This window comes from Eximiradius proteiniborus (genome assembly GCF_058546985.1).
In genome coordinates, this window is sequence record NZ_CM178592.1 from 164,847 (window position 1) to 181,636 (window position 16,790).

Consider the following 16,790-nt stretch of genomic DNA (forward strand, 5'->3'; position numbering starts at 1 on the left):
TTTGATTGTTATGAAACCTTCAGTTATTGAAATTAGAAATCAGGTTGAAGAAATTTATCAACAGGTTGTTGATTTTCGCAGAAAAATTCACCAAAATCCTGAATTATCAAACAAGGAATTTGCTACTACTGATTTTATTATTAGCATTTTAAAAGAAAATAATATTGAATATAAGCGAATTACAGAAACTGGTGCAGTCGGTATTATTGGTAATGGCGATAATTGTATTGCCTTGCGAGCAGATATTGATGCACTTCCTATTAAAGAAGAAACTGGATTGCCTTTCGCCTCACAAAATCCCGGAATTATGCATGCTTGTGGGCACGACTTCCACACTGCTATCCTTCTTGGCTCAGCAATAATATTAAAAAAATTTGAAGAACATCTGAACGGAACTATCAAACTGATTTTTCAGCCATCTGAGGAATTAATCCCCGGCGGTGCTCTGAAAATGATTAAAGCTGGTGTTCTTGATAATCCTCGCCCAAAGTATGTTTTCGGACAACATATTTATCCTGAGTTGAACACCGGCGAAATTGCAGTATCTGCCGGTCCGGTTATGGCTGCTGCTGATGAACTTTATTGGAATTTGTATGGCAAAGGTTCACACGCAGCTCAACCTCATATGGGAAACGATCCTCTTATCGTTGCTGCTCATTTGATTATTCATTTGCAAGCTATGCTAAATAAAAACAAAAATCCTTTTTCTCCTGCTGTTCTTTCTGTTACATCTGTTATTGGTGGCAAAGCTACAAACATATTTCCTGAATTTGCTTCTATGCAAGGCACCTTACGCACTTTTGATGAGTCGCTCCGTTCAAAACTCCATAAATTAATTGAGAACAATTCGCGTCAGATAGCTTCGCTATTTGATGTAAAATGCGATGTTGAAGTTCGGAAAGGATTTCCAGCTTTGATAAACAATTCAGAATTGGTGGAGAAATTTAAGGATATTGCAAATCAAGCACTTGGCGTTAATAATGTCCATAGTTTTGAGCCCAAAATGTGGGCAGAAGACTTTGCTTATTTCGCTCGCGAGATTCCGTCTGTTTTCTGGTTCCTTGGTGTTAAACAATCTGTGGATAGTGAGGTTGTTCCATTGCACAACTCCAAGCTCAATCCGGACGAACAAGCTATGAAGACTGGTATGCTTGCAATGGTGAGTGCGGCTATGGAATTATTATAATATTGCACTGTCTTGATAAATTTAATTTTTGTTAAATGTTTTTTTTATAAATTGCAAAAGTAATTTTCATCTGGTAGCATAGTATGAGTAGCAATAAAGAATTTATTGTAACTGCAAGAAAATGGCGTCCCCTCACTTTCAGTAGTGTTGTCGGGCAAGAGCATATTACAACAACTCTAAAAAATGCCATCAAAACAGGTAGAATTCATCACGCCTATCTATTCTGCGGACCCCGTGGAGTAGGGAAGACCACTACTGCCCGCATTTTAGCTCGTGCCGTAAATTGTTTGCAACCAGTTGATTATGAACCTTGCAATCAATGCACAAATTGCGAAGCAGCATTGAATAACCGTTCCATTGATATTATTGAAATTGACGGTGCTTCCAACAATAGCGTTGATGATGTCCGAACTCTTCGTGAAAACGCCAAATACCCTCCGTCGCAAGGCAAATACAAAATGTATATTATCGACGAAGTTCATATGTTGTCCACTTCTGCATTCAACGCACTTCTTAAAATATTGGAGGAGCCGCCATCTCATTTATTGTTTGTATTTGCCACCACCGAAGCTCATAAAGTCCCAGCTACCATCATTAGTCGCTGCCAGCGTTTCGATTTTCGCCGTATGGAAATTCCCGATATTGTTTATCAACTTAGAAACATTGCCCAAAAAGAAGAAATAAATATTGATGAAGAATCTCTTATCACTATTGCCAAAAAAGCCGATGGCTCTATGCGCGATTCCCAGAGTATTTTCGACCAGGTTATTGCTCTTTGTGGTAAGAATGTTAATTACAGCGAAATGGCAAAATCTCTTCATCTACTCGATGAAGATTTCTTTTTTCAATTGTCGGAAGCTATTTCAAACAAAGATTCAGCCAAAGTTTTTGAACTCTCTCAAATCGTCATATCTCAAGGTTACGAAATTCAGGAAGTTCTCAGTGGATTGCTCGAACATTTTCGCAATATCTTAACTGTTATTATCACAAAAAATACCAAGTTGCTCAATACAAGCAAAGAATTCGAAAAAAAATATCTTGATATTTCTAAGAAACTTACTAAGTCAGATATTTTGCGTTACATTCATATAATTAATAATACTGAGCAAGCTATTAAATATTTGCCCCAACCTCGTGTCCGATTTGAAATCGCACTAATAAATATGGCTGAAATGGATAAAGCAATTGATTTGAAGTCATTAATTGAAGAAATCAGACAAATTAAGACAGGTAATTATGTTGTTTATTCTACAATTGAAAATCCTACACCTATCGAAAATACTAAATCATCAGTCGATATTCCAGAAACTCAAAATACTGCTACTGAAAAAATTTCTGTTCAACAATTTTTAGTCAATAATAGTTCAATTATTGAGGAAATTTCAAAACTTAACCCAATTTTTGCTGAATTAAACAATTGCGATATTGAATTAAATAATAATATACTTTCAATTAAGCACGAAAACAAAATCATTTCCCAAGCATTAAAGAAAAATGTAAGCCTGTTGCAAAAATACTTATCTGAATTCGTTTTGATTGACAATATTACGCTCGAAGTTGCTCAAAAACATATTATTGAAGAAAGCAACACGGAAACCCAAGAAAAATCGTCCTCACAAAACAGTAAAACAGATGATAAAGAAAAACATCCCGTTGAAAAGAAAATTATTGACTTATTTGGTGCAGTTGAAATTAAATAGGAGTATTTATGCTAAAAATTAACGATAAATCACCCGATTTTAGCGGACAAACTGCTAACGGCGAAATTATCAGCAACAAAGATTTCGCTGGGAAATGGCTTGTTGTCTATTTCTATCCAAAAGATAACACTTCGGGTTGCACAAAAGAAGCCTGTTCATTCCGCGATTCTATGGAGGATATTACCAAGCTTGGTGCTGTCGTTATTGGCATCAGCCCCGATAGCCCATCATCTCACAAGAAGTTTATCGAAAAATTCAACTTAAATTTTTATTTGATTAGCGACGAAACCAAAGAAATTTGTCAAAAATTTTATGCTTTGGGTGAAAAATCGATGTATGGCAAAAAATATATAGGAGTAATTCGCTCCACTTTTATTATTTCGCCTGATGGCTTGATTAAATACGCTAACTACAAAGTTAAACCCGATAATCATGCCCAACAAATTATTGAAGAACTGAAAAAGTTGCGAAATGATTGATACTCATTGCCATATAGATACAGAAAGATTTGACAAGGACCGGGATGTCGTTATCAATCAAGCAATTGCCGATGGTGTCGAATGTATTATCGTTCCTGCCATCGAACCCAAAACTTTTACTTCATTGTTAAAAGTTGTTTCCAGCTATGATTGCCTTTTTAACGGTATTGGAGTGCATCCGCATAACTCATTTGAGCTTAATCAGCAAGTGCTAACCGAAATTGAACAAATTGCCCAGGAAAACGATAAAACTGTTGCAATTGGTGAAATTGGATTAGATTATTACTACGACTTTTCTCCAGTAGATATTCAAAAAAAATCCTTTGCTGACCAAATTGCTATCGCTAAAAACTTACATTTACCAATTATTGTTCATAACCGTGAAAGCGATAGTGATTTAATGCAAATTCTTAAACAAAGTCAAGATGGTAATTTAAGAGGTGTCCTGCATTGTTTTTCCGGCGATGTTGAAATGATGCGTCAAGCTGTTGATTTAGGTTTTTTCGTGTCTTTTACTGGAAATATTACATTTAAAAATGCCTCTCAACTAACAGAAGTTGTCCGGCAAACACCAATCGAGAACCTACTGCTGGAAACTGATGCACCTTGGATGGCACCAATCCCACATCGAGGCAAACGTAATGAACCTAAATTTCTTAAACTAATTGCTCAAAAAATATCTGAAATAAAGTCTATCCCAATAAATGAGGTTATTTCGATGACTACTAAAAATGCTAAAGAGCTCTTTCATTTGTCAATATTGTTGATTTCTCTATTTATTTTATCATCAACAGTTTTTGCTCAATCTCGAACTACTGTATATGATGATGATTTCGAAGAATATTCATCAAAAGAAGATCATTACGATTTATATCCTCGTACCTTTGGTTTTGGTCCTATGCTTGGAACTAATACAATTGTGGAAACTTACGATGACGGGCAAGATATTTCTTATGATGGTTTAGTTGCTTATGGATTTATTACAAGCTACAGAGTGCTCAAATATTTAACTCTTGCTGCCTCTTATCATTATTCTAAAAGTACTCAATATGTTGAGAAATATAAAGTTGATCCAAATCATCATCACGCAATTGAATTTTCCTCCTTCATCTCTCCTAATCCTTATGGACGTGTCAATTTTTACGGTATTCTCGGATTATCTTACTTGATTAATAAATATGGACGTAGAATTTATTCTGATGAATTTCCTCTTGGACGTAAAGAATATGAAAATGATAATAAGTTAGCGGCAAATACAGGTTTAGGATTCAATGTAAATATTGACTTAAATAATGCTGGGATATTGTGCTTTATGCTTGAATGGAAACTTAATTTCGCTTTGCAAAAAACTAACCTTGAATTTGATCCAAGAATTGATCCAAAGCAACCAAATCATAATAGAAAAACTGATATTTCAACATTTTACTCAATTCCGCGATTATCAATTCTATGGTATCCAAAGTTTTAATTTAGTCATCAATAATTTTTCATTAATCATAAATGATGTTGCTATAATCAGCAACATCATTTTTTGTTTAATTTCAGGTTATACTATTTTTGTAAGACCTTTTCTAATGCTAATCGAACTTTTCCATTAGAATTTTTCAATAATTTATCAGCCTCTTCGAATGTTATTTCACCTAATATCATAAGCAAAGTATGTTTTACACTCCAATTAGTAGTCAGTAGAAATTCTTCGGCAACATTATAATCAACACCTGTTAATTTCATTACTATTCTTTTTGCTCTTTCTTGTAGCTTGATATTTGTAGGTTTCAAATCAATCATAATATTCCCGTACGTTTTGCCAATATGCACCATACTTGCTGTTGTGAGCATATTTAATATCATTTTTTGGGCTGTTCCGCTTTTCATACGTGTCGAACCGGCAATGACTTCCGGACCAACTGGCACGCAAATCATAATATCGGCAATCGCTCCGTTGTGTATCGCTGTTTCTTTGCTTACTGTCGAAACCAATATTGTTCTGCATCCGATTTCTTTTGCTTTTTTCAATGCACCTACAACATAAGGCGTTCTTCCCGATGCCGCAATTCCACATACTACATCTTTTTCGCAAACGTCATGTTTTTCGACATCAGTTGCACCATTTTCTGGTTTATCTTCTGCACCTTCCTGTGCAACAAATACTGCTTCTTTGCCTCCAGCAATTATTCCTACAACCATTTCCGCGGATGTCCCAAATGTCGGAGGGCATTCAGCAGCATCAAGTATTCCAAGTCTGCCGCTTGTCCCGGCACCAAAATAAAACAATCTTCCACCAGCTGAAAAAGCGTTTTTTATCGTTTCTACGGCTAATGCAATTTCCGGGATAACCTTTTCTATTTCAAATGCAACTTTTTTGTCTTCATTATTGATTAATCTAATTGTTTCCTCAATTGAAATTATATCAATTTCAGTTGTGTTCGGATTTATCTGTTCTGTTTCAAGTGCAGATAGCTTGTTAAATAATTCCAACTGTTTCAATTGCCTGTCCCTTTTTATTTAGAATTCTCAAAATTGATACCAAAATTAACAAAAAAATACTTTTCTTATGAAATTCTATGAAAAATAAATAAATTTGTTTTTTATTATTTGTGGGTATGGCTCATTTAAAATTATTAAATATTGAAAAAGTTTATCCCAACGGCACCAGAGCAGTTGAAAATATTTCCTTCGAAGTTGCAGAAGGTGAATTCGTTGTTCTGGTTGGTCCGTCTGGGTGTGGTAAAACTACTATTTTGAGAATGATTGCCGGTTTGGAAGATATTTCAAATGGGGAAATTTATCTTGACACCAAAATTATCAATAATTTGCCTCCTAAAGATAGAAACATTGGAATGGTGTTTCAAAATTACGCTCTTTATCCACATTTAACTGTTTTCGAGAACTTAGCTTTTCCATTGCAAATTCAAAAAATTAAAAAAAATCAAATCAAATCGAATGTCGAAAAAATTTCTGAACTTCTCCAAATTAGTGATTGCCTTTATAAAAAACCTAAGGAACTTTCTGGTGGACAACGCCAAAGAGTTGCTCTTGGGCGTGCATTAATTCGACAGCCTCGAATTCTGCTCTTCGATGAACCTTTGTCTAATTTAGATGCTAAATTACGTGTTGAAATGAGAACAGAAATAACAAAACTACACCGTTCTTTGAACGCAATTTCTATCTACGTTACTCACGACCAGATCGAAGCAATGACTATGGCAACCAAAATTATCATTCTTAATAATGGCAAAATCCAACAAATTGGCTCACCTGAAGAAATCTATAATTTACCAAAAAATAAATTTGTTGCAAGTTTTATTGGTTCTACTCCAATTAATTTTTTCGACTGCAAACTTCTCGAACAGAACGATTCTTGCACCTCATTTTCTCTAACTAACGGCGAAATGATTAATATTCAAACAAAACGTAAATTGCCAGAAAAGTTTACACTTGCTATTAGACCTGAAAATTTGTCTGTTTCTCAAATTCAGAATAGCAATTCAATAAAATGCAGAGTTGTCAATATTGAAAATTTAGGTTATGAAAAAAATCTGTATTTTGAATATGGAAAATCACTTTATTCTTGCAAAAGTAATATTGAAAATCCAATAAATATCAATGACGACATTTTTATTTCTTTTCTCGAGGACAAACTTCTTTTTTATAATGAACAAGGTGAACTAATTTACTGATATTATGAATAAGCTAACTAAAATATTAAAAAAATTCTTCCTGATGTTTGCAATTTTTTATACCTCGCTGACAATTTCTAACCAATTATTAGTATATTACGGGATATTATCAAAATTCTTTATGGGGTATTTTGCCTTTGGAATTTTACTATCTCTGGTCTTAAGTTTCATTTATGTTTTGTTAAATGTGAATAATCAAGATTGAAAATTAAATTAACATATTACTTGTTTTTCGTTCTATTTCTGCTTTATTCGTGTGCGAATGTGCAGGCACCATCTGGCGGTCCACCTGATGTTACTCCACCTGAAATAGTGAATACCTATCCTAAAAACGGAACAATTAATTTCGATGGCAAAAAAGTTGAATTGCAGTTCACAAAATATATGAACAAAAACTCTGTTCTTGAAAATTTATATATCCAACCTCTAACCGGTGCCGAATTTGATTGGTCCGGGAAAAAACTTTCTATTGAATTTAAGGAAAGTTTACTTCCGAATACCACTTACCTTATTAATTTGGGAACAGATTACACTGATTTCAGGAATATCAAGCCCAGTGAAGCATTTTCCTTGATTTTTTCAACTGGTGAAATAATTGATACCGGTAAAATCAACGGGCTTGTCATTGACAAAAATCCACAAGGTATCTTTATTTTTGCTTATGATATTACAAATATTGATACCGACACATTTCGGTTAACTTATGCTCTGCCAAAATATCGTGTTCAGGTTGGGGCATCAGGTAACTTCACTCTTCAAGGTTTGACTGACGGAAAATATAGATTAATTGTTGTTAAAGACCAGTTCAAGGATTTAGTTCTAACCGAAAATCAGGATTTTTACTCAACTGCTTTTCAAGATTTTTCCGTTAAAAATGGCAAATCAGATGATGCTCTTTTCAGATTTGGGAAAATAGTTGATTTTTCTCCTCCCAAACTTTTTTCTGCAGAATTTGAAAGCAATAATAAAGTCAAGCTGTTTTTTAGCGAGAATATCCTCATACATCATTTAAGTTCTTCTTCTATCGTAATATTTGATTCTCTTAACAATCATTTCTACAAAGTAAAAAATTATTACATTGATAATCAGAGCCAGAATATTCTCAATGTTATCTTGAATGATAAAATCGACGCCCAAAAAACTCTGTATGTTTCAATTCCAGATAGCAACGTTGTTATTTCGGATACAATTGGTAATATATTTAACGAATTCGGTAAAACTATAAAAGCTAAATCAGTTACCGAAGAAGATGCTTCTGAATTTCGTTTTCTTTCTGCTTCAATCAGAGATAGTTCAATAAACATACCGTTAGATAGACAAATATTATTTACTTTTTCCGAGCCTGTGGATAGTGTAATCAATGAATTGATTGATTTTCATCAATTCTCGGATAGTTCAGATGTTATTTTTTCTTCCAGTATTATTAATTCTACTAAATTGTTGCTGAATGCTTCATTAGTATATAACTCTTCCTATTCAATTAAAATACCACCTGAAGCAATTATTCCGCAATTCAAAGCGAACAAAGTCCGTGATACAATTTCCCTCTTCTTTAAAACAGAAGACAATAGGAATTATGGAACGGTTAGTGGATCGCTTATAGACTCTTCTGGAACAGAGTTGCAAAAAATTGTTGTATTCGAAGGTGTAAATGATAATAGATTATTTCAGGCAGTAGTAAATCAGGAAGGGAAGTGGCGTATCGATAATATTCGAAGTGGCGACTATAAAATATGGATATACGAAGATAGAAATAGCAATAATCGATATGATTTTGGAAAAGTTTTACCATTTGATTTTTCAGAAAAGTTTTATCTAACTGGCTTGACTGTTTCTGTGAAAAGTCGCTGGGAAACCGAAGGAATTACTCTCCGCATAGGGAAATAATATGAAAGTTGATAATTTAATATCGCTACGTTATATTTTCCCGAAGCATTCATTTAATTTCATTTCCTATGTTACATTCCTTTCTATTTTGGGTATAATTATCGGTAATGCTTCGCTGGTTGCCGTTCAGTCAATATTTAATGGATTTCAGGAACTTACTCTCAAACAAATTGTTGGTATCGACCCTCACTTGAGAATAGTTCCACAAAAAGGTAATTATATTAATTTAAACAATATAAATATTGAAAAAATCAAAGCGATTAAACAAATTCGTTACATCAATCCTACAGTTCAAAGCAAAGTAGTTGCTGTGCATAATTCTAAAATGCAAGTTTTTAATCTTAATGGTTTAGAGCCGAATAGTAATCTACTTAATAATGAATTACCTAAATATATTATCTCAGGAAGTTTAGGAATTTTCAATCAGTTGAGCGAACAGACCATATTTATTGGCTCTGCTCTTGCTGAACGTCTGCAGGTTTCTGTTGGTGAAAGTATAGAACTATTTACACCTAATAATATTGAAAACAGTTTGTTGGCATTTTCGCAGCCAAAAGGCTATACCGTTATTGTTGGGGCTATTTTCAATACAAACATTAAAGATTATGATTTAACAGTTGCATTTATTAGTTCTAATGATTTAAAAAATTTACTCTCAATTCCTTCAAATTCAGTTAATTCAATTGGTATTTTTCTTGATGATTTTCAGAAAGCAGAAGAAGTAAAATCAAAGTTATCGAATGCCTTGCCATCCGAAGTTAAAATTCAAACCTGGAAAGAGTTAAATAGCCAACTCTATTCAATAATGAAATTTGAAAAACTTGTTTCATTTGCAATAGTAGGAATAATTATTATCATTGCTGTATTTAATCTTTTTGCTTCACTTTCGATGACATTAACCGAAAAACAACAAGATATTGCTACTCTAAAAGCTCTTGGGGCAAACGAGAAACTGATTAAAAAGATATTTTTAAAGGTGGGCTTATTAATTGGGGTTATTTCTACATTCTTGGGAATTATGCTCGGAATAGTTTTCGTTTTTGTTCAATCTCATTACAAATGGTTCAAAATTGACATTAACCGCTATATTATTGATGCAATACCAGTGAGTTTGAACGCTGTTGATGTACTTATTGTTGCTTTTTTCTCAATATTTTTATGCTTTCTTGCAACTATTTATCCTGCAAGCCAGGCTGTAAAAATTAATATAGCAGAAGAATTGCGTAATGATTAATATATTTTTAGGAGAATTAATATGAACCCATCCGATTACAAAATCAAAACGGCTATTATTTCTGTTTCCGACAAAACCGGTGTTGTTGATTTCGCTAAAAAACTTGCAAATCTTGGTATTGAAATTTACTCAACCGGTGGCACTGCTAAAATTCTCAAAGATGCTTCAATTGAGGTAAAAAGCATCTCCCAGCTTACTGGGTTTCCTGAGATTTTAGGTGGTCGGGTGAAAACCTTGCATCCTGCTGTTCACGCTGGCTTGCTTGCAGACCTATCAGACGAAACGCATATCCAACAACTTGCTGATAATAATCTTAAATCAATTGATTTACTTGTTGTAAATTTATATCCTTTTGAACAAACTCTGAATAAGGAAAATGTTACTCACGAAGAATTAATTGAAAATATTGATATAGGCGGTCCGGCTATGCTTCGAGCTTCAGCAAAAAATTACAAATGGACTGCCGTTGTTGTCAATCCAGAACGCTATCCGGAAATCATTGCCTATCTCGAAGCAGGACAATCAATCCCAGAAGAATATCGCTTGAAGCTTGCTGGGGAAGTGTTTTCTCACACTGCATATTATGATAGCCTTATTGCAAATTATTTTAATCAATGTAATAAAATTGAAATTCCTGAAAAACTAAATTTGTCTTTCAATTTGTCTCAAACATTGCGTTATGGCGAAAATCCTCACCAAAATGCTGCTCTATATGGATATTTTAATTGCATTTTTGAAAAATTACATGGAAAAGAACTTTCTTTCAATAACATTATTGATATTAGTGCCGCTTCAGAACTTATTTTAGAGTTCGATGAACTTGCTCTTGCAATAATTAAGCACACGAACCCTTGTGGTGTTGCTTTGGGTGATACTATTGCTAATGCCTTCGAAAAGGCACTTGCTACTGATAATGTATCTCCTTTCGGTGGAATAATCGCTGTCAATAGGAAAATTGATTTCGATGCTGCCAATGCAATGCATTCTATGTTTACCGAAGTAATAATTGCACCCGATTTTACCGATGATGCTTTGGAATTGCTAATGAAAAAGAAAGATAGAAGACTAATAAAAGTTAATTTTGAATTGCTGAAAAAACATTCTTCGAAAAACATTCGTTCAGTACCTGGCGGATTGCTTGTTCAGGATAGTGATAATTTACTCCTTAATGAGAATAATCTTCAAGTTGTAACCAAAAGAAAACCAACAGACGAAGAACTTAATTCAATGAAATTTGCTTGGAAAGTCTGTAAACACGTAAAATCCAACGCTATTGTTTATGCAAAAAGCGATAGAACTTTGGCTATTGGTGCTGGGCAAATGTCGCGTGTCGATTCTTCGAGAATTGCAGTTGAAAAAGCAAAACTTCAAGGTATTGATTTAACCGGGTCAGCTATTGCTTCTGATGCTTTCTTCCCGTTTGATGATGGTGTTCGTTATGCTGCTTCTGCTGGTGCTACTGCCGTGATTCAGCCAGGTGGTTCTGTCCGTGATGAAGAAGTTATTAAAACTGCAGATGAACTCAATTTAACTATGATTTTCACTGGGATAAGACATTTCAGACATTAATTGAGTTTTCTTGATAAAATAAAGGCGGGATAAATTATATCCCGCCTTTTATTTAGATTGTTAGGAGATATTATTTTTCGTATTCTGAAACTGGAGTTCGAATAACCACCTGAACTGTTCTATTGTAGAAACGACCTTCCGGCAAATCATTCGTATATAATGGATCGTCTTCGCCAACGCCTTTTGAATTCAACGTAGCATATCTACCACCGGTAGCTTTAATTATTCCTTGACGAACTGTTTCAGCACGTCTTTCGGATAATTTCAGATTGTGATCAAATAATCCTACAACGTCAGTATGCCCAACAACTTCTGCTACAGAGGTTGGTTTTACACGGTCATATACATATTCACGCATAATTCTGTTGTTTGTTTCACCTGCTTCAGCAGAGTTGAATGGGAAAAGAATAAGATTATAGCGCTCAAGAGTACTATCACCAACTACAGATGTTTTCTTTTCTAATGTAGAAATTTGCTTGACTGGAATTGTGATAGGATCGGAGGAACATTCTGCTCCACTCTTTGTGGTTACTATTAATTGCGCTGTATATGGAACTTCATCTTTCGGATATTTCCCGTCTTCATTTGTCCAATCCCAAGTATAATTGGGTTCTGTCAATCCGATATTATTCAATGTCATCCATTTTTCATTCCCGCGCTTGATTTCAATTCTTCTTTTAGCAATTATTGCGTCATCAATTCCATTCTTTATTACAAATTTCATCTCTTCTGGTTGTGGGAATGTAGTAGGATCTTTATCAAATACAGGTTTTGTAATATTCCAATCATCGCAAAGAATTTCTACACGACGATTTTCCTGTATTCCTAATGAATCTTTAAGATTAGAAACTACAAGAGGTTTGTCTCTAAATGTAAGTTTCATTCTATCAGGGCTTATCTTCCAGATATTCTTGAAATAATTATAAACAAATTCAGCCCTTTCTTTCGAAAGATTTACTCTCTTTTCTTCAGGAGTAGTACCATCTGTTGTCCCTACAATTTCAATCTTAGCATCCGGGAATTTATTCAAACGATAACCATAAATATTCAATACGTGATAATATTTATTCAGTGTACCACCTGCTATAGTTGTGTCTGTGAAGTTCTTAGCTTCTTCAGGTGATTTGAATAAAATATAGCGAGGCGGAAGAACAGATGAACCTAAATCAAAAAATACATAATTCAACAAAGGATACAAATCCCAGGTTTGAACTTCTTCCATTACAAGTCCGCGATAACTTGCGAGTTTCGGGTCGGCAACTTTTGCTCTTTTAATATAATCTGCTTCATCTATTTCTGCCGTAAGAACTGGTCTTTGTCCCATTAATATTTTAACATTAATTTCATCAGCGAATTTTTTGGCTTCTTCCGGATCGTCTGTTTTCTTTGGTTTTATTACTTCTTGGAATACCGATCTTTTACCATATTTTGGATTGAAAGCACTTATTTCTAATTGAACTCTATCAGCCGACTCTTTTCCTTCACCATAATCGCTGTTGGTTACAACATATTCAAATTTTGTGCGTTGCAAATTAAGAGAATCCGTATATATTCTGCCGGTAATAGGATTTTTTATCTCAATTTTTGCAGGGATAAATTCACCGGTACATTCATCAACAACAGTACCAGCAACGTTTACAGCACGGAAGAATGTAGGAACAAACGCCATAAAAATATCATAATCTCCTTGGTAACTTGGAATATCTGTTCTTCTCGAAGAGAAATATAGAATATCACCGGATGCAGGCAAAGTGATAAACATTTCATCTTCTTTCGTATTAATTGGTTCACCCAGATTTTCCGGTGTACTCCAGGTTTTAGTTACAGGATCGTAGCGAGTAACATAAAAATCAAGCCCTCCATAGTTTGGTTTGTGTCCATCAGAAGCAAAAAATAGTGTTTGATTATCTGCAGCTATGAATGGTGAAACTTCACGCCCTTTTGTATTGATTGCTTCTAAATTTTTAGCAGGTTTCCATTCTTCTAAATCATAGTCCCAATCTGAATACCAAATATCAAAATTCTTTGGAACATTTCTGCCATCGCTATTTGGTCCTTTTCTGGTTGAAACAAAATATAACCTACTTTGGTCAGGTGCAATTGATGGTTGCGAATCAAATACTTCTGAATTAATGTTCTTACCTAAATTCACAGGGCGTCCCCAACGATCACCTTCGATTGTTGTCTTGTATATATCGCAGTCTCCGATTCCATCTGGACGATTGCAACCTGTAAAATACAAAGTTCTACCATCCGCACTTATTGAAGCAACGCCTTCATTTAATTCAGTATTAACACCTAATCTCCCATAATTTGTCGTAGTATCAATATTATATGGCTGGAAAAATACTGAATCCAATCTTTCTAATTTTTTTGCTGCCCAAAAATCATGAGATGGTTTCCCATCTGGTGTGAGCTTGCTGCCCGGTCTGTTCGACACAAAGTATAAAGTTCTGCCATCAGCACTTATTGTCGGAGCGTAATCCAATCCTTGCCAATTGACAACCGGCCCTAAATTGATTATTCGAATTCTTCTGCTTGCAATGATATTGGACTGCCCTTCAGACGGTTCAATCTTCATTGCAATTAAATGCATTTGGTTACTTAGTGCAGTCTCGTCATTTTCTTTTGTGTTTTGAGAAAACAAAGACTGAGAAATCAATATGCAGAGAAATAAATACAATGAAATCAGCGAAAATGTCTTAAACTTTTGCATTTACATCCACCTTGTTTGTTTACTAAAAATTAATATTTTAATAATTTTCAATTAATAAATTACCTTAAAATCTTAAAAAATCAAAATCATTTATAATTAAAATTACAATATTTTCAAATTTTTACTCTCAATTCGATTAACACTCTCCAATTTGAAATTTTAAAGTTATCTCCATAATCAGAATATTTACTAAATGGATAATAATAATAAAATTGTGGAGACAAATAGTAGTTATTATCAACTTTGAAGTCAAATCCAATATTGGTTGCAAATCCAAATTGTAAAGAATTAATTTCTCGATAATCATTATCTTCAAGAATTATTTTATTCGAATTAGTTTCTGGGAACAATATTTTTACCTGCTCTCCATTTGGCAACAATATGCTTTCATCTAATATTTCTTTTTTATGTATTAAATTCGATGATATAATATAAGAGATTGACGGAGATATTTTAATGAACATTAATTCAAATCCAATAAACTTCAGATACGGTTGTATTGCTAACGCACTGGTGTTGATTTCGCTCGTGTTTCTGAAATTAACACCAACAAATCTATTCTTTTCATATTCAAAGGCTTCTCTTTCCCTATAACTTGCTTTAACAGATATATTTTCATACATTAAAGCAAATCCGTATTTGATACTATTCTCATTCACAAAATCTTCCATATTTAATCCAAATGTATAGCCAAACCTATTCCCATTTTCGAACTTGCAGTCTTCGCAGTCTACATAGCTTGTTCCAAGTTGGTGATTCCCACCTAAACCAATAAACATACCTGCTTCTTTTGGTTTCTTAGGGATTGAAGGAGTAAGTGGGTCAGAAATTTGGCTAAAAACTGTATTTATTGAAAAAAGTGCTAATACAATATATAGGAACTTTTTCATAAATTCACCAAAAGTTTTTTCTTGTTTATTCGACTATACATTTGTAATTAACAATTTAACAAAAAAACGTTACATTATTTATGGTAAATTTTGAATTAAGCGAAGAGAAGAAATCAAAATTAAACTGGGTTCGCTATCTTGCAGTCAGAATATTAAGTCGTTATGAGCGGAGCGATTCTTATTTGGACAAATTATTAGCGAACGAACTTAAAAATAATGAACTTACTCAACAAGATAAAGCTTTGCTCACTGAACTAATCAATGGGGTTGTTCGCTGGAAGTTGAAATTAGATTGGGCTTTGACCGGATTTTATAATGGCGATTTTCAAAAATGTTTGAACTTCGTCAAAAATGCTATGCGAGTTGGGCTTTATCAAATAATGTTTTTAGAAAAAATACCTGCCTATGCAGCAATAGATGAATCGGTTGAGATAGTAAAGCAAATTCAGGGCGAAAGAACTGCTGGTATGGTGAATGCTGTCCTGAGAAACCTTCATAGGAACTTAGACAAAATTCGTTATCCCGATAGGGAAGAAGATTTAGTCTATTATCTTGCAACTGTTCATTCTCATCCTAAGTGGATGGTTAAGCGATGGTTGGAAAGATTTTCAGAAGATGAAACAGAAAAGTTGCTCATTGCAAATAATCAAAGACCATACATTCCAATTAGAGTTAATCTGTTAAATTCCTCTATCGACAAAATTAAATATCTGCTTGATAAAAACAATGTTGAATACGTCCAATGTGAATATCTTCCACAAACATTCCTGTTAAAAAATCCCAAATTTGATATTACTTCTACTGAAATTTTTCAGAATGGTGAAATTACAATTCAAGACCCAAGTGCTTCTCTTGCAGTTATGCTCGCCAATCCCAAGCCAGATTACAAAGTCCTCGATATTGCTGCCGCTCCTGGTGGGAAATCCTTTTTTCTTGCTGAACTTATGAAGAACCAAGGCAACATCTTAGCAATCGAAAAATATTCTTCAAAGATTAAATCAATTAATGAAGGTCGCCAAAGATTAAAACTATCGATAATTGACACACTTGTAGAAGATGCTCGTAAACTTCGCTTGCAAGAAAAAGTTGATTTGATTTTTGCTGATTTGCCGTGCTCTGGATTGGGCACCTTACGCAAAAAACCAGATATCAAATGGAAACGGGATACAGACGACATACCAAAAATTGTTGAATTACAAAAAGAAATCATCTCGAATGCTGTTAGATTTATGGCAACAGGTAGTGTTTTGATTTACTCAACCTGCACAATCGAACCCGAAGAAAATCAGGAAGTTGTTTATTGGCTGCTTGATAATTACAAAGACCTGCAGATTGATCCCGCTGAAAACTATTTGCCTAAAAAAGTTTGTAAAGATGGTTTTATGCAAACTTTCCCGCATATTCACGGGATTGATGGTGCTTTTGCTGCTCGTATTGTTAAAGTTTAGT

At 34.0% G+C, this 16,790-nt stretch carries 12 protein-coding genes; 9 read left to right on the top strand and 3 right to left on the bottom strand.

The features are described 5' to 3' along the window. Positions 1 to 10 precede the first annotated feature (10 nt). From ACY2LT_RS00705 to ACY2LT_RS00720, 4 genes are all read left to right on the top strand, one after another. The gene (locus ACY2LT_RS00705; RefSeq protein WP_491815687.1) at positions 11 to 1,186 is read left to right on the top strand and encodes a M20 metallopeptidase family protein; all 1,176 of its coding nucleotides are present in this window, start codon (positions 11 to 13) and stop codon (positions 1,184 to 1,186) included. Positions 1,187 to 1,269: 83 nt separating this feature from the next. Then, complete coding sequence (dnaX, locus tag ACY2LT_RS00710; protein ID WP_491815688.1) at positions 1,270 to 2,886, top strand: DNA polymerase III subunit gamma/tau; 1,617 nt, start codon at positions 1,270 to 1,272, stop codon at positions 2,884 to 2,886. Positions 2,887 to 2,894: 8 nt separating this feature from the next. Next, complete coding sequence (bcp, locus tag ACY2LT_RS00715; protein ID WP_491815690.1) at positions 2,895 to 3,365, top strand: thioredoxin-dependent thiol peroxidase; 471 nt, start codon at positions 2,895 to 2,897, stop codon at positions 3,363 to 3,365. Beyond that, the gene (locus tag ACY2LT_RS00720; RefSeq protein ID WP_491815691.1) at positions 3,358 to 4,833 is read left to right on the top strand and encodes a TatD family hydrolase; all 1,476 of its coding nucleotides are present in this window, start codon (positions 3,358 to 3,360) and stop codon (positions 4,831 to 4,833) included. The genes bcp and ACY2LT_RS00720 overlap by 8 nt, the downstream gene beginning before the upstream one ends. 83 nt (positions 4,834 to 4,916) lie before the next feature. On the opposite strand, the gene murQ is transcribed toward ACY2LT_RS00720, so the two are convergent. Next, complete coding sequence (gene murQ / locus ACY2LT_RS00725; protein ID WP_491815692.1) at positions 4,917 to 5,852, bottom strand: N-acetylmuramic acid 6-phosphate etherase; 936 nt, start codon at positions 5,850 to 5,852, stop codon at positions 4,917 to 4,919. A 116-nt stretch (positions 5,853 to 5,968) separates the two neighbouring features. On the opposite strand from murQ, the gene ACY2LT_RS00730 reads away from it, so the two are divergent. From ACY2LT_RS00730 to purH, 4 genes are all read left to right on the top strand, one after another. Then, positions 5,969 to 7,045 (top strand): ABC transporter ATP-binding protein, encoded by a 1,077-nt coding sequence (locus tag ACY2LT_RS00730; protein ID WP_491815694.1) that lies wholly within the window; start codon positions 5,969 to 5,971, stop codon positions 7,043 to 7,045. A gap of 201 nt (positions 7,046 to 7,246) precedes the next feature. Beyond that, on the top strand, positions 7,247 to 8,932 hold the full coding sequence (locus ACY2LT_RS00735) for an Ig-like domain-containing protein (RefSeq protein ID WP_491815696.1): 1,686 nt from the start codon (positions 7,247 to 7,249) through the stop codon (positions 8,930 to 8,932). Position 8,933: 1 nt separating this feature from the next. Beyond that, complete coding sequence (locus ACY2LT_RS00740; protein ID WP_491815697.1) at positions 8,934 to 10,166, top strand: FtsX-like permease family protein; 1,233 nt, start codon at positions 8,934 to 8,936, stop codon at positions 10,164 to 10,166. Positions 10,167 to 10,187: 21 nt separating this feature from the next. Next, complete coding sequence (gene purH, locus ACY2LT_RS00745; RefSeq protein ID WP_491815698.1) at positions 10,188 to 11,735, top strand: bifunctional phosphoribosylaminoimidazolecarboxamide formyltransferase/IMP cyclohydrolase; 1,548 nt, start codon at positions 10,188 to 10,190, stop codon at positions 11,733 to 11,735. A gap of 70 nt (positions 11,736 to 11,805) precedes the next feature. On the opposite strand, the gene ACY2LT_RS00750 is transcribed toward purH, so the two are convergent. Together ACY2LT_RS00750 and ACY2LT_RS00755 are read right to left on the bottom strand one after the other, a co-directional pair. Beyond that, positions 11,806 to 14,451 carry an OmpA family protein gene (locus ACY2LT_RS00750; protein ID WP_491815699.1) on the bottom strand — a complete coding sequence of 882 codons (2,646 nt, stop codon included), beginning with the start codon at positions 14,449 to 14,451 and terminating at the stop codon, positions 11,806 to 11,808. 113 nt (positions 14,452 to 14,564) lie between these two features. After that, positions 14,565 to 15,341, bottom strand: coding sequence for a hypothetical protein (locus ACY2LT_RS00755; protein WP_491815700.1), 777 nt, complete (start codon positions 15,339 to 15,341; stop codon positions 14,565 to 14,567). An 80-nt stretch (positions 15,342 to 15,421) separates the two neighbouring features. Here ACY2LT_RS00755 and rsmB point away from each other — a divergent pair, with 80 nt between their 5' ends. Further along, positions 15,422 to 16,789: a 16S rRNA (cytosine(967)-C(5))-methyltransferase RsmB gene (gene rsmB, locus ACY2LT_RS00760; RefSeq protein WP_491815701.1), complete on the top strand. Its 1,368-nt coding sequence runs from the start codon at positions 15,422 to 15,424 to the stop codon at positions 16,787 to 16,789. Position 16,790 lies beyond the last annotated feature (1 nt).

What these genes read in the sequence shown, in the direction of transcription:
- ACY2LT_RS00750 (WP_491815699.1), bottom strand. Translation starts at nt 14,451, where the DNA reads ATGCAAAAGTTTAAGACATTTTCGCTGATTTCATTGTATTTATTTCTC.
- rsmB (WP_491815701.1), top strand. Translation starts at nt 15,422, where the DNA reads ATGGTAAATTTTGAATTAAGCGAAGAGAAGAAATCAAAATTAAACTGG.
- bcp (WP_491815690.1), top strand. Translation starts at nt 2,895, where the DNA reads ATGCTAAAAATTAACGATAAATCACCCGATTTTAGCGGACAAACTGCT.
- ACY2LT_RS00730 (WP_491815694.1), top strand. Translation starts at nt 5,969, where the DNA reads ATGGCTCATTTAAAATTATTAAATATTGAAAAAGTTTATCCCAACGGC.
- ACY2LT_RS00720 (WP_491815691.1), top strand. Translation starts at nt 3,358, where the DNA reads ATGATTGATACTCATTGCCATATAGATACAGAAAGATTTGACAAGGAC.
- ACY2LT_RS00705 (WP_491815687.1), top strand. Translation starts at nt 11, where the DNA reads ATGAAACCTTCAGTTATTGAAATTAGAAATCAGGTTGAAGAAATTTAT.
- ACY2LT_RS00755 (WP_491815700.1), bottom strand. Translation starts at nt 15,341, where the DNA reads ATGAAAAAGTTCCTATATATTGTATTAGCACTTTTTTCAATAAATACA.
- purH (WP_491815698.1), top strand. Translation starts at nt 10,188, where the DNA reads ATGAACCCATCCGATTACAAAATCAAAACGGCTATTATTTCTGTTTCC.
- dnaX (WP_491815688.1), top strand. Translation starts at nt 1,270, where the DNA reads ATGAGTAGCAATAAAGAATTTATTGTAACTGCAAGAAAATGGCGTCCC.
- ACY2LT_RS00740 (WP_491815697.1), top strand. Translation starts at nt 8,934, where the DNA reads ATGAAAGTTGATAATTTAATATCGCTACGTTATATTTTCCCGAAGCAT.